Genomic DNA, 16,447 nt, shown 5'->3' with positions numbered 1-16,447 from the left:
CTCGATACGCCCTCGCTCGTTCCTCGCGAGGGCTACTCGACCAGCGAAGACAACACTTTCGCTGGTCGAGTAGCGAGCGCCAGCGAGCGTATCGAGACCCCGCGCCGGCTCAGTGCGGCTGCCAGGCGTCCTCGCTGGCGGTCCGCTTGGTGACGTTCTCGGGAAGCTCGCGGGCGGCGAGTGACTCGATGGAGACGTGCTCGAAGACCTCGCGGAGGGAGTCACGCGCGGCGATCCAGACGTGCTGGAGGACGTCGGCGCGGTCGTTGTAGCTGACCGCCTCGGGGCGCAGGCCGTAGACCGACACCAGCGGTCCGTCGACGGCGCGGATCACGTCGGCGACAGAGATGCGGTCCGGCGTACGGGCCAGGCGCCAGCCACCGGACTGGCCGCGCTGGGAGATCACGATGCCGGCCTTGCGGAGGTCGGCGAGGATCGCCTGCAGGAAGCCGTGCGGGATGTCCTGGAGCCGGCCGAGCTCCTCGGCGCTGACGGCCTTGCCGTCCTCGCGGGCGGCCATCTCGATGAGCGCGCGCAGGGCGTAGTCGGACTTCGCAGAGACTCGCACGGAGCACAGTCTCGCAGACGAGTCGAGTGAGACGGTCGAGGTAGGCGACTCACGCGACTGAGTGGGCGTTGGCCCGACGGCGTACGCCGACCGCCGCGAGTGCCGCGACGAGCGCGAGGCCGACGCAGGTCCCCGCCACGCCGAGCAGCGGGAGCCACGGGATCGTCATCGCGGCCGGGTGTCCGGCCAGGTCGCGGGTGATCGCCTGCCGCATCAGCCAGCCGACGTAGCCCGCGGTGGTGCCGCCGAGCAGCAGGCCGGCGCCGGTGGTCAGGCCCGCCTGCCAGAGGGCGGTACGTCGGACCTGGTCGGGCGTCGCTCCGAGCAGGCCGACCAGCCGCAGCTGGCGGCGGCGCTGCGCAGCACCGATCAGCGTGGCGTTGACGATCGCGATGCCGGCGTAGAGCCCGGCCGGGCCGAGCACGACGAGCAGTCCGAGGTTGTTCGCGCGACGCGCGTCGGCGGTGACGCCGTCGATCCACGCGTCGCGGGTCATCGCCGCGCCGCCGGCGAGCGCCTGCGCGGCCCTCAGGAGCCGGTGGTCGCTCACCCCGGATCGCGGGGTGAGGAAGAGCTGCGTCGGCGCGCCGGTGACGAGCCCGGGGGTGACGAGGAGGTTGCCGTAGAGGTCTGGCGCGTCCGGGACGACCGCGACGATGCGGAGCCGGACCCGCTTGCCGTCGATCCGGGTGGTCACCTTCCCGCCCAGGTGGACCCCGGCGTCGGTGAGGTAGGTGTGGGCGACCGCGACGGTGCGTCCGTGGAGGTCGGCGAGGCTCCCGTCGTCGGCGCGCAGGCGGCGGGCCGCGGCGGCGGTGGCGAGGTCGACCACGTCGACGTCCTCGGTGTCACCGTCACCGACGGGGAGCGACACCGTGCGTCGTACGTCGACCACGCCGACGGCCGGATCGGCGGCGAGCCGCGCCGCGACCGAGGGGTCGGTGACCACGACCGGCGCGGCGAACTGGGCCCGGTCCTGGCCACTGGACCAGTCGACGGTGAAGCTGAGCGTCAGGAGGAGCGAGCCGGCCATCGCGGCGATGGCGGTCACCGGCGCCGCGACCGACGACGTCGTGCGCACGGCGGTGCGCAGCTCGCCGGCCGCCAGTCGCGCGGCGACCGAGCGCTCGACGAAGGGCCGGGCCAGCAGAGCCGCCACCGGCGGGACCACGAGCGGCCCCAGCGAGGTGAGCGCGGCGACCATGAGCGCCGGCAGGAAGACGGCGACCATGACGGCCGCCAGCAGCGACAGCTGTCCGGCCAGGACGAGGGTGCCGACCATCGCGGCAGCGGTCAGCGCGCCCGTCAGGATGGCGGGGACGCCCGGACGACGGCGCTCGAGGGACGCCTCGCGCAGGGCGGCGGTCGGGGGCACCTTCGCGGCCCGCTTGGAGGCACGCCGGCACCCGAGGAGAGCGACGAGGACTCCGGACGGCGCGGCCGACACCCAGGCGATCCACGCCGGCGGGGCCACGAGGTGCACGCTGGTGACGCCGATCGCGCGGAGCGCCCAGAGCGCGACCGGGCCGAGCGCGGTCCCGACGAGGCAGCCGGCGACGGTCGCGGCCAGGGCGACCAGGGCGGCCTCGCCGAGCAGAAGCCGGCGTACCTGCCGCGGGGTCGCGCCGATCAGTCGCAGCAGGCCGAGCTCGCGCTGGCGGGTGGCGACCACGAAGCCGAACGTGCTCGCCACGACGAAGATCGCCATGAAGAGCGACACCCCGGACATCACGCCGAACATCGAGGAGAGGTCGTCGAGCTGGAGCCGCTCCGCGCTGCTGACGCCCGCACGCGTGCCGGTCGTCTCGACCGCACCGATGAGGGTTGCGGTCACGGCGATCAGGGCGATGCCGAAGGTGAGCGCGACGAAGGCGCCTGCGTACGCCGGCCAGGAGGCCCGCACGCTCTGGCGGCTGACGTGGAACATCACTGCTCGAGCTCGCTCATCGCAGTGGCGATCTGCGCGGCGTCGGCGTCGCGCAGCCGGCCGACGACCATCCCGTCGGCGAGGAACAGCACCTCGTCGGCGTACGACGCGGCGAGGGGGTCGTGGGTCACCATCACCACGGTTTGGCCCTGGTCGGCCGTGGTGCGGAGCAGGTCGAGGACGACGCGCCCGGAGTGGCGGTCCAGCGCGCCGGTCGGCTCGTCGGCGAAGAGCACCTGCGGGCGGACGTGCAGCGCCCGCGCGATCGCCACCCGCTGCTGCTGGCCGCCCGAGAGCTCCGGCGGCCGGCGGCGGGCGAGTTCGCGCAGGCCGACGCGGGCGAGCGCGTCGTGGACCGCTGCCCGGTCGACCCGCTGGCCGGCCAGCCGGGCGGGCAGCGCGACGTTGTCGAAGGCGGTGAGGGCGTCGAGCAGGTTGTAGGCCTGGAAGACGAAGCCCATCGTGTCGCGGCGCAGCTTGGTCAGCTCGGTCTGGTCCAGCCCGCCGAGCGGGATCCCGCCGATCAGCACCCGTCCCGACGTGGGCTCGTCGAGGCCGGCGGCGAGCTGGAGCAGCGTCGACTTGCCGGAGCCGGAAGGGCCCATGATCGCGGTGAAGGTGCCGCTCCGGAAGGCGTGGGTGATGCCGCGCAGGGCGTCGACCCGGCCGGCCTTCGAGCGGTAGCTGCGGGTGAGGCCGTCGAGGGTCACGGCCACGTCGGTCCCAGTGCTGCCGGGTGCGGTCGCCTGCTGGACTGTCATGCCACCAGTCCACCGGCGCACGGCCGCGCGGGCACGGGCTTGTGCGCCACGGTTGAGGTAGCGCACGCGCTACCCCGCGGGCCGCGCTCGCGCCCTAGGGTCGACGCGTGAGCTCCTTCCCCGACGCGTGGACGGCGGTCCGGGGGCGGCCGTGGCGGTTCCTGGCGTCGGCGTGGCCGTGGCGGTCGGTGCTCTACGTCGCCAGCACGGTCCCGGTCGGCATCGTCGTGCTCGTCGTGCTGGTCACAGTCGTCGGCGTCGGCCTGTTGACCGCCGTTGTGATCGTCGGCGTGCTGGCGCTGCTGCGCGTTCCGCTGATCACGCGGGTCGTCGCCGCGGTCGAGCGGTGGCGGCTCAGGCTGGTCCAGCCGCAACCGGCCGGGCGGCGCACGTCGTGGCGGGAGCAGCTCCGCGCGTGGCGCTCGCTGCCGGTGGCATGGAGCGAGATCGGCTACGCGGTCCTGCTCTCGACCGTCCTCCTCGCCGTCGACGGGCTGGCGCTGGCCGTGCTGTCGGCGCCGGTGGTCCTCATCGCCTCGCCGCTGTTCTGGCAGGTCACTCCCGGCGAGATGGAGGTGGCCGGCTGGCGGGTGGACACGGTGGGGGAGGCGTGGCTCGCGGTGCCCGTCGGCGCGGTGCTGCTCCTGGTCTTGGCCTACCTGCTGACCTGGCTCGCCTGCGGTCAGGCCGCCCTCGCCCGGCTCCTGCTCGACCCGCCCGAGGAGCGGCTGCAGCAGGCGGTCGCCGAGCTGCGCCGGTCGCGCTCCGGCCTGGTCGACGCCTTCGCGGCCGAGCGGCACCGCATCGAGCGCGACCTCCACGACGGCGTGCAGCAGCGGCTCGTCGCGCTCACGATGACGCTCGGCAGCGCCGAGCTGGAGGTCGAGGACGGGCCGGGGCTCGAGCTGGTCCGCGCCGCCCACCGACAGGCCGAGGACGCGCTGGCCGACCTGCGGGCCACGGTGCGCGGGATCCATCCGCAGGTGCTCACCGATCACGGGCTGGTCGCCGCGGTCCACGAGATCGCGGACCGGTTCCCGGTCCCGGTCGGAGTGGACCTCGCGCTGCCGGAGCGGCTGCCGGCGCCGGTGGAGAACGCCGCCTACTTCGTCGTCAGCGAGTCGCTGACCAACGTCGCCCGGCACGCGCGGGCCGGCCGGGCCGACGTACGCGCCTGGGTGGAGCAGACTGGCGGGGTGCTCGTGCTGACCGTGACCGACGACGGGGTCGGCGGCGCCGACGCCGCGCAGGGGAGTGGCCTCGCCGGGCTGGCCGCCCGCGTCGAGGCGCTCGACGGGACGCTGCTCGTCACCAGCCCGGTCGGCGGGCCGACGCAGGTCAGGGTCGAGTGCCCACTCCGGTGAGGCCGCTGCGGATCGTGCTGGCCGAGGACGCCGCGCTGCTGCGGGAGGGCCTGGTCGGCATCCTCGAGCGCGCCGGCCACGACGTGGTGGCCGCCGTCGGCGAGGCGGACGCGCTGCAGGCCTACGTCCGCCGCGACCACCCGGACGTCGTCATCACGGACGTCAGGATGCCGCCGACCCACACCGACGAGGGCCTGCGCGCCGCGGTCGCGATCCGGGCGGGGCATCCGGACATCGCGGTGATGGTCCTGTCGGCGTACGTCGCGGAGAGCTATGTGGCCGAGCTGCTCGACTCCGCTCCCGCGGCCGGCGTGGGCTACCTGCTCAAGGACCGCGTCGGCCACGTGCGCGAGTTCCTCGACAGCCTGGCCCGGGTCGCCGACGGCGGGACCGTCGTCGACCCGGACGTGGTGCGCCAGCTGCTGCGGCGTCGCCGCGACGACGGGCCGCTCGCGGCGCTGACCGAGCGCGAGCGGGAGGTGCTGGCCCTCATGGCTGAGGGCCGTACGAACGGCCAGATCGCCCAGCTGCTCGTCGTCAGCGAGGCCGCCGTGCGCAAGCACGTCGGTTCGATCTTCGCCAAGCTCCCGCTCGACCCGGCCGGCGACCGCCGGGTCAGCGCGGTGCTCGCCTACCTGCGCGGCTGATCAGCGGTAGTTGGTGAACTGGACCGCGAAGTCGTAGTCCTGACCCTTCACGAGCTGCTGCACGGCCTGCAGGTCGTCGCGCTTCTTGGAGGAGATGCGGAGCTCGTCGCCCTGGATCTGCGCCTTCACGCCCTTGGGGCCCTCGTCACGGATCAGCTTGCTGATCTTCTTGGCGTCCTCGGAGGAGATGCCCTCCTTGAGCGTGATGGAGATCTTCGACTGCTGCCCGGACTGGCGCGGCTCGGAGGCGTCGAGGATCTTCAGCGACTGATTGCGCTTGATCAGCTTCTCCTGGAAGACCGTGAGCACGGCGTTCGCGCGCTCGTCCGCGGAGGCGGAGATCTCGATCGCCTCCTCGCCCTTCCACTCGATGGTGGCGCCGGTGCCCTTGAAGTCGAACCGTTGGCTCACCTCACGAGCGGTCTGGCTGAGCGCGTTGTCCACCTCCTGGCGGTCGATCTTGCTGACGATGTCGAACGAGCTGTCGGCCATGGGATGCCCCTCTTCCGCGTTTTTTCCCGTCGGTGATGCCTGCGCTATTGTTCCGTCCTGTTGTGCCGGGTCCAAGACCGGGTCGACATCCCAGGCGGGTTGCCCGAGCGGCCAATGGGAGCGGACTGTAAATCCGTCGCGAAAGCTTCGAAGGTTCGAATCCTTCACCCGCCACCACTGGGACAAACGAGGCTCTGACCAGCGGAAACGCCGGTCAGAGCCTCGTTCGCTTTGTCCGGCCGTCTCCGGTCGGATCCGGCTGTGGGCGGTTCTCTGGGTAGTTGGGTCTCCGCCGCAGTGCCCCCACTCTCCCTCGTTCGGGTCGGCCAGTGTGGGTGCGCGAGGACCGACTGCCACACGTTCGCAAGGTTGGCGCATGTGGTTCCGACACGACCCGATCAAGCAGATCGCCGCAGCGTGGGGCGTGTCGAAAAGGCTCGATGCGAGCCGGAGAGCACACCGACCGCTAGCACTCCGAACCATGACGACCCGGTCGATCCGACCTTATGTCCGATTCGCGTCCAACGCGTCACCGCGGAAGTGACTGAATCGCCCTGGGCTGCCTCCACCAGACCCGGGGCGATTCACCGCCGAGCTCGACACCCACGGCGGTGGACAGGACGGTCAGCAGCGTGACGAGGACGCGGAACGGGCTGGTGTGACGTACGGATGACATGGCTGTTCCTGCGAGAGATGCCGCGACGGTGGTGCGTTGCCGTCCCCGGACGAATGATCGATGGCGGCGAAAAGCGCCCTGCCGGGACACGTCGGCGCCGCCGGATAGCGCACTCCTGACGGCGTCCGTCGACCTCCGCTGGGGCCGGCGCTCCACACGGCGCTCCGGAGCAGCACGCCGCTCACCGCGGGCGCCCCGAGCTCAGGACGGGTCGGTCGCGAGCGCGGCGAGCTCGGTGCGGGAGGTGATGCCGAGCTTGGCGTAGACGTTGCGCAGGTGGAAGTCGACCGTGCGGGGACTGACGAACAGCCGGCCGGCCACGTCCTTGTTGGACAGGCCCTGACGGACCAGCCCGGCGACCTGCGCCTCCTGCGCGGTCAGCTCGGTCGCGACGAGGGCCGCGCCGCGGCGCGCGGTCTCCCCGGAGGCGCGCAGCTCCTGGCGGGCCCGGTCCGCCCACGAGACGGCGCCCAGCGCCTCGAAGGTCTCGAGCGCCTCCCGCAGCGGCCCGCGTGCGTCGGCTCGGCGGCGTGCGCGCCGCAGGTGCTCGCCCAGCGCGAGCTGGCTGCGGGCGCGGGCGGGCACCCGCGGCGAGCGGGCGTGCCACACCAGGGCGCGCCGCAGCTCCGCCTCGGTCTCGGGACCGCCCAGCAGGGCTCGGCCGTGGTGCACGGCCGCCCGTGCCCAGGCCATGTCGGTGCCCTCGGCGAAGGCGGCGAGCTCGGCGAGCCACTCCTCGGCGACCTCCCGGCGCCCGGCCCGCACGGCGGTCTCGATCCGGTCCAGAGCGGCGAGCCGGCGTACGACGGGCAGGTCGATCTGCTCGAGGTGGTGGAGCGCGGACGCCGGCGCGAGGCCGGGCTGGCGTCCGGCCGCCCAGTGCGCGAGGCCGGCGACGAGCCCCGTGACCACGCCGCGCGGCGGGTGCGCGTCCATCTCCGCCTCGAGCTCGGCGAGGAGCCGGGGTGCGTGGCGGTCGCCGCGCAGGGCGGCGACCAGGGCGAGCTCGGCCAGCGGGAAGGTGACGAGCTCGTCGAGGCCGAGGTTGCGGTCGAGCAGGAGGGCCTCCTGGGCGGCGGAGGTCGCCTCGCCCCAGGCGCCGGTCGCGATGCGGAAGAGCGCTCCCCGGGTGAGGGCGTGCTCGACCATGTTCGCCGCGCTGGCGTCGCGGGCCCGCCGGAGCTGGAGGTCGTGCAGCTCGATCGCCCGGGCGTCGTCGCCCAGGTGGAGGGTCGCGATGGCGAGGTTGTTGTGCAGCAGTGGTGAGGCGCCCGGGTCGATGGGCGTCTCCCACGCGTGACGCAGCGCGTCGGCCGCCGTCGGCCAGTCGCCTCGCCCGACGGCCGAGAACCCCTCGAGCAGCAGTGCCGCGACGTGCTCCTCCGCAGGTGCGGTCGGCGCGGGCGGCGGCACCAGGCCGGCCGGGTCGGGCGCGTCCGTGCGGTGCGCGCCGAAGGAGGCGAGCGCCGCGGCCAGCATCGCGAGGACGCGTGCTCGGGCCGGGTCCTGCGGTGCCGCGGTCGCAGCCGCCTGGCACACGATGCGGTAGCCGTCGTCGAGGGAACGGGTGTTCCACTCGACCTGGCCCAGCAGCTGGAGCAGGTCGGCGCGCAGCAGCGCGTCGTCGGTGTCCGCCAGCGCGGCCCGGGCGTGCTGATCGGTCTCCGAGGGCCGGCCGGCGGCCAGGCTGGATGCGGCTGCGTCGTACAGCCGGCGGGCACGGGCCTGCGGGTCGAGGGTGAGCTCGGCGGCGCGCGTCCACGCCGCCGATGCCGCTTCGTGGCCACCGCGCCGGCGGGCGCGCTCGGCCGCCTCGTCCAAAGCCGCGACGACCTCCTCCTCCGGCCCGCTGGCCGCGGCGGCGAGGTGCCACGCCCGGCGGTCCTGGTCCGGCGTGCCCGTCAGTGCGCCGGCGAGCGCACGGTGGACCTGGCGGCGGCGTGAGCTGGTGGCGGCGCCGTAGATCGCCGAGCGCACCAGCGGATGGCGCAACGTCACCATGCCGTCATCGGCGGCCAGCAGCCCCGACTCCTCCGCGGCGTCGAGCGCGTCGGCGCCGGCGCCGAGCGTGTCAGAGGCGCCTACGACGGTCGCTGCGTGACCGGAGTCGTCGGCAGCGGCGACGAGCAGCAGCGTCTGCGCGGTGGCCGGCAGGCCGCGGTACCGGTCGAGGAAGGCCCGCTCGACGACCTCGGTGATCGGCAACCGGTCCGGGAGCCGCTGGAGTCCGGACAGCTGCTCGGCGCTCAGCGCACGGGTCAGCTCGACGAGTCCGAGCGGGTTGCCCCGGGTCACCTCCAGCAGCTCGGCACGCACCTGCGGCGCGACCGGGACGCCGACGTGATCGGCGAGGAGGGCATCGGCCGCCTCCTCGCCGACACCGCCCACCTCGAGCACCGGCAGGTCGGGATCGTCGAAGCCGCCGCGCTCGTCCTCGCGCACCGCGAAGACGAGGGCGACGGCCTCACCGTCGAGCCGGCGGGCGGTGAACAGCAGCGCGGCCGCCGAGGCGTCGTCGAGCCAGTGGGCGTCATCGACGACGGCCAGGACCGGGCGCTCCCCACCCGCCTCGGAGAGCAGGTTCAGCGTCGCCAGGCACACCAGGTGGCGGTCGGCGACGGTCTCGGTGGTCTCGCCGAAGGCGGCGCTCAGCGCGGTCGCCTGGGGTGCCGGGATCTGGTCGCGGCGGCCGAGGACGGGGCGCAGGAGGCGATGCAGCGCCGCGAACGGGAGAGGTGCCTCCGACTCCACGCCGCGGGTGCGCAGGACGGTGAGGTCCGCTGCACTCGCGACAGCGTCGTCGAGCAGGACGGACTTGCCGACGCCCGGCTCGCCGCGGAGCAGCAGCGCCTCGCCTCGGCCGGCGCGGGCAGCATCGAGGAGGCGGCGCAGTGCCGCCTGCTCGCGCTCCCTGCCCCTCAGCACGATCGTCACCCTAGAGGCTCCCGGCCGGCCGGGAGCGGAAGTCGCAGCCGCCGTGCTCACCTGCGGACCCGGCACCCGAGCCGCTCCACCGCCGCGACGACGTCGGCGCGCTCCACCGGGTCCTCGGCGGTGACGACGAGGGTGGCGGCCGCGACGTCGACCTCGCACCGGACGATCCCGGGCAGCGCGCCGATCGCGGCCGGCAGGTCCTCGGCCGTACGCCGGCCGACCGGTGCCTCGAGGAGCAGCACGACCGACCCGACGAAGGTGCGCGGCGTGTCGCGCATCATCGGGTGGCGCGGTCGGTCGGGCGGGCGTCGAGGTAGGCGGCGTACTGGTGCGGCGACCAGGAGGCGACGACCTTGGTCCGGAGGCTGGCGCCGATGCGGCGGTAGAAGCGGTGGCCGGCCTCGTTGTCCTCGCGCGCGCCCCAGGTGATGACCAGCCGCTCGGAGGTGACGGCCTCGGCGAGCGCCGCCATCAGCCGCCCGCCGACGCCGCTGCTGCGGGCCCCGGGCCGGACGTAGAGGTCGTCCATGGCCAGGAGGTCGCCGCCGATCCAGAGGTTCAGCTGGCGGACGCCGCTCACATAGCCGACCGGGTGGTCGTCGAGGTGGGCGAGCAGCACGAGCACCGACCGGTTCGCGAGCATGCGCCGCCAGTCGTCCTCGGTGCAGCGGACCGCTCCGGCAGAGTCCTCGTGCTCGGCGAGCTCGTGCATCAGGGCCAGGACGGTGCCGGCGTCCTGCACCCCTGCCCGACGGATGGTGACGTCGCCGGGCGTGGGGTTGGTCGGGCTGGTCGAGCTGGTCGGGGGTGCGGTGGTCGTCATGGTCGTCTCCTGACGTGGGTGGCGTGGGTGGCGTGGGTGGCGTGGGTGGCGTGGTTGGCGTGGGTGGCATGGTTCTGCGGCGTGTGCGCGCGGGCTCGAGGCGGTCCGCGGGCTCTGGGTCGGCTTCCCCGGCGCGCGGTCGCACCGGGGAAGCCGCCGGGGCTCAGTGCCCGTGGCCGTGCCCGTGCCCGTGTCCGTGCCCGGCGGCAGCGGCCGGGTCGGAGGCGGGCAGGAGGACGGTCGGGACGATGAGGAGGAACAGCCCGACCGCGATCGCCCAGAAGGCGTCGTGGGTGCCGGAGACGATGCCGGCGTGGGTGGTCAGATCGCCGGCGATGGCGGTGAGGGCGGCGACGCCGAGGGCGGCGCCGATCTCGTGGCCCGTCATCAGCAGGCCGGAGGCCATCCCGGAGTGCTGCTGCGGCACGTCGCTCATCGCGGCCACCGAGATGGCCACGAACATCGGGCCGACGCCGAGGCCGAGCAGGGCGAAGCCGGGCAGCACGTCGGTGAGGTAGCCGGACTCGGAGTCGAGGGAGGCCAGGACGACCGCGCCGGCGGCGGCGATGACGAGGCCGGCCGCGATGAGCCTCTTCGCGCCCGCGTGGGGCAGCACCTTCGAGGCGACGGCGGCGCTGGCGGTGATGAAGGCGGCCAGCGGCAGGAACTCCAGACCGGCGACCAGGGCGGAGTCGCCGAGCACCTGCTGCAGGTAGAGCGAGCTGAGGAAGATGGCGCCGACGACGGCTCCGGTGACGCCGGCCATCACGACGGAGGCGGACACCAGGGACCGGACGCGCCAGGTGGCGGGGGGCACGATCGGCGCGGCCACCCGACGCTCGTTGACGAGGAACCCGCCGAGCAGGGCGAGTGCGGCGGCGCCGGCGATCAGGGTTCGGGACGAGCCCCAGCCGTGGCTGGTCGTCGACTCCACCGCGAAGACCAGGGCGAGCAGCCCGGTCACCAGCAGCAGCGCGCCGGAGACGTCGAGCCGGCCCCGGCCGCCGTGTCCAGCCGTCGCCGGGGAGGCGGGGACCTTGCGCAGCACGCCGGCCAGGACGGCGACGCCGACGGGCACGTTGATGAAGAAGACGGCGCGCCAGTCGAGGACGGTGGTCAGGATGCCGCCGAAGAGCACGCCGGCGGCGATGCCCATGCTGGCCACCGTGCCCCACAGTCCCAGCGCCGTGGCGCGTTGCCGGCCGGCGTACGTCGTCATCACGATGGACATCGCCGCAGGAGTCAGCAAGGCCGCGCCGGCGCCTTGGGCGCCGCGGGCCAGGATCAGGGTGGCGGCGGTGCCGGCGAGGCCGGAGACCAGCGAGCCCGCGGTGAACACGGTCAGTCCGGTCAGGAACATCCGACGTCGGTCGAAGAGGTCGGCCAGCCGGCCGCCGAGCAGCAGGAAGCCGCCGCTCAGGAGCACGTAGGCGCTCACCGTCCACTGGTAGCCGCTCGAGGACAGGTGCAGGTTCGCGGCGATGCTGGGCAGGGCGACGTTCACGACGCTGACGTCGAGGACCACCATCACCTGGGCGGCGAGCATCAGGGCGAGCACGGTCCAGGGACGACGCGGTACGTCGGCGTCAGGCCCGTGCCCCGCCTGCGGGGCGTGCCCGTGGTGGTGAGCGACGGCGGGTCTCGCGTGGTCGGCGGTGCCGGCCGACGGTGGGTGGTGCAGCTCGGTGGACATCAGGGTCTCCTTCGGATCGGGAGCCGGCGGGTTGCCGGTGATGTCGACGAGCGTCGCGTCGAGCGCTGGCTGCTCGCGCCGGCGGAATCGCCGGGATCGACGCGTCGCGACCGCGTCGTCGTGGCCCGAGGAGCGCCCTCCGCGCGAGGCACGTGCGGCGCCCGGGGAGCGGCGGGACCCGGTCTCCGGGCGCACACGCCGGCCGAACCCGGCGATCTCGCCGGTGCGAGAGCGCCCCGGCCCGCGGGACGGTGGTCGGGCCCGCAGACCGCCCGAGACAGGCGAGGACCATGACCGTCACCGCACCGCCCCCCGCTCACGCCGACCCGGCGACAGCGTCCCTCCCGACGAGCCGCACCAGGGCCGAGCGTCGCCGTACGATCGCGCTCGGCCTCCTGGTCTCGGCGCAGTTCGTCGTCATGCTCGACACCTCCATCGTCAACGTCGCACTGCCGTCGATCCGGGCTGACCTGGCGTTGAGCCCCTCCGGTCTCAGCTGGGTGGTCAACGCCTATGTACTGGCCTTCGGCGGCCTGCTGCTGCTCCCGGGCCGCGTCGCCGACCTGCTGGGCCGCCGCCGCATGTTCGTCGGCGGGGCGGCCGTGTTCACCATCGGGACCCTGCTGGCCGCAAGCGCGGCGAGCGCCTGGATGCTGATCGCGGGCCGGATCGTCCAGGGTGTCGGCGCCGCCGCGCTCAGCCCCGCGGCGATGTCGCTGCTGCTGCTCAACTTCTCCGGCGACCGGCGCGCACGGGCGATGAGCCTGTGGGGCGCCGCCTCCGCGGTGGGCGGTGCCACCGGCGTCTTCGCCGGCGGGATTCTCACCGGCACCTTCGGCTGGTCGTCGGTGTTCCTGGTGACGGTGCCGGCCTCCGTCACGGCCGTCGTCCTCGGGCTACGCGTCCTCGAGGACTCCCCCCGCACGGCACGGCGCACCTTCGACGCGGCCGGGGCGTTGACGATCACCGGCGCGATCGTGGCCCTGGTCCACGGCGCCCTCCGTGCCGCCGACGGCGGCCTGACCGCGCCCACCGTGCTCGCCTTCGTCGTCGCCGCCGTCCTCCTGGCCGCGTTCGTCCTCCTGCAACGACGCGCGACCGACCCGCTCGTGCCGCTGGAGCTCTTCCGGTCCCGCGTGCTCCGCCTCGGTGTCGCCCTCGCCATCCTGGGCGGGGCGGCCCGGGCCTCGACGTTCGTCCTCGTCGCCCTCTACCTCCAGCAGGCGCTCGCCCTGTCGCCCGAGCACGCCGGCCTGGCCATGGTGCCGACCTCGGTGGGCGGATTCGCCGTCTCGCTCACCCTGCTCCCGAAGGTGCTGCGTGCCATCGGTCCGCGGCGCAGCCTGGTGGGTGGTCTGCTGGTCCTCGCGGCCGGTCAGCTCTGGCTCGCCTGGGGACCGGGCTCGCTCGGCTACCCGGTCGCGGTCCTGCCCGGGCTCCTGCTCGTCGCGACGGGCGTGGCGCTCAGCTTCACGCCGACGACCATGGTCCTCGCATCCGCGGTGCCGGACTCCCACGCCGGACTGGCCTCCGGCCTGGCGAGCTCGGCCACCCAGGTGGGTGCCGCGCTCGGCACCGCGACCTTCACCGCCATCGCGCTCTCGTCGGGTCGCGGGTTCCCGGCGGCGTTCACCGCGGCGGCAGCCGTCGCGCTCGGTACGGCCATCCTGGGTGGGGCGATCGCCCGCCGGTGAGCGGTCCTGGTGGACGCTGGCCTACCTCGGAGTGACGCGCTCACGTGCGCGCCTTCACGCCACCCGGTGTGGAGGGCCCGCCTCCCGCCCCTGGAACGTCAGGATGGCGGGATTCATCACCCGTCCGTCACGGATCTCGATCGCCCGGCTCAACGTCTCGTCCGCGTCCCACGCGGGCCCACCGTCGAGCACGCGGCGCAGGAACGGAATGAGAGCGTTGCTGTTCTCCCAGGTCGCGGAGTTCCACAGGTACGACGGCGAGTGGTCGACGCCGTAGTAGAGGACGTTGTCCCCCACCACGAACGTCGGCTCGTGGAAGCTCGTCGGGCGGGCGAAGCTGAAGCCCATCCCCAGGTCGCACGAGACATCGACGATCAGGCTTCCCGGGCGGAACGCCGACAGGTCGTCGTCGCGCAGATAGATGAGGGGGTTGGCGGTGTCCTGGAGGGTGCAGTTGACGACGATGTCGTTCTCGGCCAGGTACGCCGACAGCGGCTCGCGTCCGCGCTCGGTGATCACCTCGCTCGTGTGCGCGCTGCCCTGGTCGTGCTCGAACTGGCGAATGCGCACCGAGTGGATCGGCGATCCCACCGCGGCCACGCCCCGATTGGTCAGCACCGAGACGTCGTGCACACCGTGCGCGTTGAGTGCGGTCACCGCACCGCGTGCCGTGGCACCGAACCCGATGACGACGGCGCTCAGGCGCCGACCGTAGTCCCCCGTCAGGCCCGCAAGCTGGAGCGCGTGGAGGACCGAGCAGTAGCCGGCCAGCTCGTTGTTCTTGTGGAACACGTGGAGCCCGACGGCACCCTCGCGCGTCCAGTGGTTCATCGCCTCGAAGGCGATCACGGTCAATCGATGGTCGATCGCGACCTGGGTGAGGTCGGCGTCCTGGACGCAATGCGGCCAGCCCCACAGCACCTGCCCCGGGCCCATCGCGGAGACGTCCGCGAGCTGCGGCTTGGGCAGCAGCACGACGTCCCAGTCCGCCAGCAGCTGGTCGCGCGACGCGAACCCGGCGACGTACTGCCGCAGGGAGGCGTCGTCGACACCGAATCGCGCGCCGTACCCATGCTCGAGTGTGATCCGCTTGCGGAGGTCGGCATCGAGCTGAGGCAGGTGATCGGGGTGGATCGGCAGCCGGTGCTCGTTCTCCTTGGCTGACGAACCGATGACGCCGAGCGTCGCGAGCGTCACTTCTTCTTGCCCGAGTGGATCTTGTCGGACAGGTTCTCCGCCGATCCCTCGTTGCGCTTGTCGGCGCGCTTCTCCTTGATGGACTTGCCGGTCTTCTTGGTCATGCTCTGGCGCGGCGACTTGTCGCTCATGGGGTGTCTCTCTGAGAGGAAGCCTGAGTGGCTTCGAGTTCGAGACTACGCCTCGCGCTGCCGTGCCGGGCCATCGTGACCTTCAGGTGGCGGTGTGCCGCGACCCGGACCGGACGCGGCGGTGCGCGGCGACTCTGATCCGAGTGGCGCACCTGCGGTCCGATGCGCGTCCAGGCTTCATCGGGACGCCTCAGCAGCTGCGGTCACGAAAGCTCGGTAGGCGGATTGCCGGACCCGGTCTGGCGCCACGCTGTCGGCATCGAAGGACAGACGAGGCGAAGGTCATGGCACAGGTTGCGGGGACCCACGCCTCGCGCGCGTGACGCACGCTCCTTCGGAGCCGAGGTAAGACGCTGAGCGCTGCTGTCACAAACCCGAACGGGTCGATCCCTTCGTCATCGACTGGTGTGCCGGTTGAGCCGAAGAACTACACGAGCACTGCGGCTGCGTCCCACCAGAAGTGACGGTGCCCCACCGTGGTCCTGGCGCAATCGGCGGTCTGCCCGGCGACGCCAGACGGTGCACGGCCAAACGGAGCGAGGACTACGCAATGAACAAGAAGCCGGCCGCGAGGCAACCGACGATCACCACGACGCACGCAGCGTGGGGTGCTGGCCATCCTCGTCTCATGGTCACCGGTGAGTCCGAACGCTATGTGCATGAGATCAGCTGCGATCTGACGCACATCGGTTCAGGACCCGACTCGGATCTGCAGCTGCCCTCAGCGGACGAGTTGCATGCCACGATCCTGCACGACACGGCGGACGAGTACGTGCTGACCATGGTCGGGGACGGTGCGACCGGTTTCGGGCCGAACGAGACGCTGCGGACCGGCGCCCACTTCACTGCCGGCCCATGGCAGCTCATCTTCATTCGTGATGAGTTCGCTGATCACGGGCGCCCGTACGGTGGCCGCCGCGGTGGTGAGCTCGCCTACCAGCGTCCCCAGGAGCCGCGTCCCGACTATGCGCAGGAGCACCCCGCATCCTCGCTGACGCGATGCGCGCTCAAGCATCCGGCCCGGACGAGCGACCGTGGCCAGGTGGACAAGCTCGGGCACAGCCTCTTGATGGACGAGAGCGCCGACCCGGCCGGCGGCCGGAGGCCCGATCTCGTGCTGGTGAACGACGAGATGGCCGGCGTCTACGAAGCCACCGTCGGGGACGCAGCCGTGGGCGGCGTCACCTACAACCTGGCCGGCGACGATCGGATCATCGTGCTCGGAGTATCGGTCTTCCCGGAGTACCGCGGAAAGGGTATCTCCGCGGAGCTGATCCGCGGCGTACTCGACGACGTCCGCGCCCAGGGCAAGACCATCACCAACTACTGCCCGGTCGTGTCGACGTTCATCGAGCACAACGCCGGCTACGGCGACCTCATCGACCCAGTCCATCCCGGGCGTGGTCGGTCCTCAGCCCGTAAGAACTGAGATCCCGACGGACACGAATCCGCCGTCAGACAAGACGAGGCGGAGGGGAGGTCCGGCATCGACCCGGTGCTCTGGCAGCGGGGATGCCGACAAGACCGGTGGTGAACTGCA

Annotated in this window: 14 protein-coding genes and 1 tRNA gene; 5 read left to right on the top strand and 10 right to left on the bottom strand. The window is 73.0% G+C overall.

The annotated features are described in order from the left end of the window. Positions 1-109 precede the first annotated feature (109 nt). Genes BM236_RS17935 through BM236_RS17925 form a run of 3 tightly spaced genes read right to left on the bottom strand, consistent with a single transcriptional unit; the run spans position 110 to position 3,256 of the window. Positions 110-568 (bottom strand): RrF2 family transcriptional regulator, encoded by a 459-nt coding sequence (locus BM236_RS17935; RefSeq protein ID WP_091126568.1) that lies wholly within the window; start codon positions 566-568, stop codon positions 110-112. 49 nt (positions 569-617) lie between these two features. Beyond that, the gene (locus tag BM236_RS17930) at positions 618-2,495 is read right to left on the bottom strand and encodes an FtsX-like permease family protein (protein ID WP_091126567.1); all 1,878 of its coding nucleotides are present in this window, start codon (positions 2,493-2,495) and stop codon (positions 618-620) included. Further along, positions 2,495-3,256 carry an ABC transporter ATP-binding protein gene (locus tag BM236_RS17925; protein ID WP_091126565.1) on the bottom strand — a complete coding sequence of 254 codons (762 nt, stop codon included), beginning with the start codon at positions 3,254-3,256 and terminating at the stop codon, positions 2,495-2,497. The genes BM236_RS17930 and BM236_RS17925 overlap by 1 nt, the downstream gene beginning before the upstream one ends. A gap of 107 nt (positions 3,257-3,363) precedes the next feature. Here BM236_RS17925 and BM236_RS19450 point away from each other — a divergent pair, with 107 nt between their 5' ends. Further along, a complete protein-coding gene (locus BM236_RS19450) occupies positions 3,364-4,620 on the top strand; it encodes a sensor histidine kinase (RefSeq protein WP_245750417.1) in 1,257 nt (418 codons plus the stop codon). Beyond that, positions 4,605-5,267: a response regulator transcription factor gene (locus BM236_RS19445; RefSeq protein WP_245750416.1), complete on the top strand. Its 663-nt coding sequence runs from the start codon at positions 4,605-4,607 to the stop codon at positions 5,265-5,267. The genes BM236_RS19450 and BM236_RS19445 overlap by 16 nt, the downstream gene beginning before the upstream one ends. Here BM236_RS19445 and BM236_RS17915 read toward each other — a convergent pair whose 3' ends face one another. Continuing rightward, positions 5,268-5,759: a YajQ family cyclic di-GMP-binding protein gene (locus tag BM236_RS17915; protein ID WP_091126564.1), complete on the bottom strand. Its 492-nt coding sequence runs from the start codon at positions 5,757-5,759 to the stop codon at positions 5,268-5,270. Between the two features lie 93 nt (positions 5,760-5,852). Between BM236_RS17915 and BM236_RS17910 the strand changes: the two genes are divergently transcribed. After that, a tRNA-Tyr gene (locus BM236_RS17910) sits at positions 5,853-5,936 on the top strand. A 700-nt stretch (positions 5,937-6,636) separates the two neighbouring features. On the opposite strand, the gene BM236_RS17905 is transcribed toward BM236_RS17910, so the two are convergent. The 4 genes from BM236_RS17905 to BM236_RS17890 all read right to left on the bottom strand — a co-directional run bounded on the left by BM236_RS17905 (position 6,637) and on the right by BM236_RS17890 (position 11,885). Next, complete coding sequence (locus BM236_RS17905; protein ID WP_175507747.1) at positions 6,637-9,360, bottom strand: helix-turn-helix transcriptional regulator; 2,724 nt, start codon at positions 9,358-9,360, stop codon at positions 6,637-6,639. A gap of 56 nt (positions 9,361-9,416) precedes the next feature. Then, positions 9,417-9,650 carry a heavy-metal-associated domain-containing protein gene (locus BM236_RS17900; protein ID WP_139230161.1) on the bottom strand — a complete coding sequence of 78 codons (234 nt, stop codon included), beginning with the start codon at positions 9,648-9,650 and terminating at the stop codon, positions 9,417-9,419. After that, positions 9,647-10,192 carry a GNAT family N-acetyltransferase gene (locus tag BM236_RS17895; protein ID WP_091126559.1) on the bottom strand — a complete coding sequence of 182 codons (546 nt, stop codon included), beginning with the start codon at positions 10,190-10,192 and terminating at the stop codon, positions 9,647-9,649. Before BM236_RS17895 ends, BM236_RS17900 begins: the two co-directional genes overlap by 4 nt. Before the next feature lie 163 nt (positions 10,193-10,355). Beyond that, complete coding sequence (locus BM236_RS17890; RefSeq protein ID WP_091126575.1) at positions 10,356-11,885, bottom strand: MFS transporter; 1,530 nt, start codon at positions 11,883-11,885, stop codon at positions 10,356-10,358. Between the two features lie 290 nt (positions 11,886-12,175). Between BM236_RS17890 and BM236_RS17885 the strand changes: the two genes are divergently transcribed. Then, entirely contained in the window at positions 12,176-13,579 is a 1,404-nt protein-coding gene (locus tag BM236_RS17885; RefSeq protein WP_091126558.1) for an MFS transporter, read from the top strand. 54 nt (positions 13,580-13,633) lie between these two features. Here the strand turns inward: BM236_RS17885 and BM236_RS17880 are convergent, their stop codons facing one another. Together BM236_RS17880 and BM236_RS19555 are read right to left on the bottom strand one after the other, a co-directional pair. Next, positions 13,634-14,776 carry a N(5)-(carboxyethyl)ornithine synthase gene (locus tag BM236_RS17880; protein ID WP_091126556.1) on the bottom strand — a complete coding sequence of 381 codons (1,143 nt, stop codon included), beginning with the start codon at positions 14,774-14,776 and terminating at the stop codon, positions 13,634-13,636. Then, positions 14,773-14,907, bottom strand: a complete 135-nt coding sequence (locus BM236_RS19555) for a hypothetical protein (protein ID WP_091126554.1) — start codon at positions 14,905-14,907, stop codon at positions 14,773-14,775. The genes BM236_RS17880 and BM236_RS19555 overlap by 4 nt, the downstream gene beginning before the upstream one ends. A 550-nt stretch (positions 14,908-15,457) precedes the next feature. Between BM236_RS19555 and BM236_RS17870 the strand changes: the two genes are divergently transcribed. Continuing rightward, on the top strand, positions 15,458-16,336 hold the full coding sequence (locus tag BM236_RS17870) for a GNAT family N-acetyltransferase (RefSeq protein WP_091126552.1): 879 nt from the start codon (positions 15,458-15,460) through the stop codon (positions 16,334-16,336). Positions 16,337-16,447 lie beyond the last annotated feature (111 nt).

Source organism: Nocardioides terrae, assembly GCF_900112345.1.
In the GTDB taxonomy this organism is placed as follows: Bacteria; Actinomycetota; Actinomycetes; order Propionibacteriales; family Nocardioidaceae; genus Nocardioides; species Nocardioides terrae.
Note: the sequence above shows the minus strand (reverse complement) of the source record. Positions and strands in the feature narration are given on the sequence as shown.

Excerpts from the sequence above, each read along its gene's own strand:
- BM236_RS17890 (WP_091126575.1), bottom strand. The coding sequence starts at position 11,885 with ATGTCCACCGAGCTGCACCACCCACCGTCGGCCGGCACCGCCGACCAC.
- BM236_RS17925 (WP_091126565.1), bottom strand. The coding sequence starts at position 3,256 with ATGACAGTCCAGCAGGCGACCGCACCCGGCAGCACTGGGACCGACGTG.
- BM236_RS17895 (WP_091126559.1), bottom strand. The coding sequence starts at position 10,192 with ATGACGACCACCGCACCCCCGACCAGCTCGACCAGCCCGACCAACCCC.
- BM236_RS19555 (WP_091126554.1), bottom strand. The coding sequence starts at position 14,907 with ATGAGCGACAAGTCGCCGCGCCAGAGCATGACCAAGAAGACCGGCAAG.
- BM236_RS17870 (WP_091126552.1), top strand. The coding sequence starts at position 15,458 with ATGAACAAGAAGCCGGCCGCGAGGCAACCGACGATCACCACGACGCAC.
- BM236_RS17930 (WP_091126567.1), bottom strand. The coding sequence starts at position 2,495 with ATGTTCCACGTCAGCCGCCAGAGCGTGCGGGCCTCCTGGCCGGCGTAC.
- BM236_RS17900 (WP_139230161.1), bottom strand. The coding sequence starts at position 9,650 with ATGATGCGCGACACGCCGCGCACCTTCGTCGGGTCGGTCGTGCTGCTC.
- BM236_RS17915 (WP_091126564.1), bottom strand. The coding sequence starts at position 5,759 with ATGGCCGACAGCTCGTTCGACATCGTCAGCAAGATCGACCGCCAGGAG.
- BM236_RS17885 (WP_091126558.1), top strand. The coding sequence starts at position 12,176 with ATGACCGTCACCGCACCGCCCCCCGCTCACGCCGACCCGGCGACAGCG.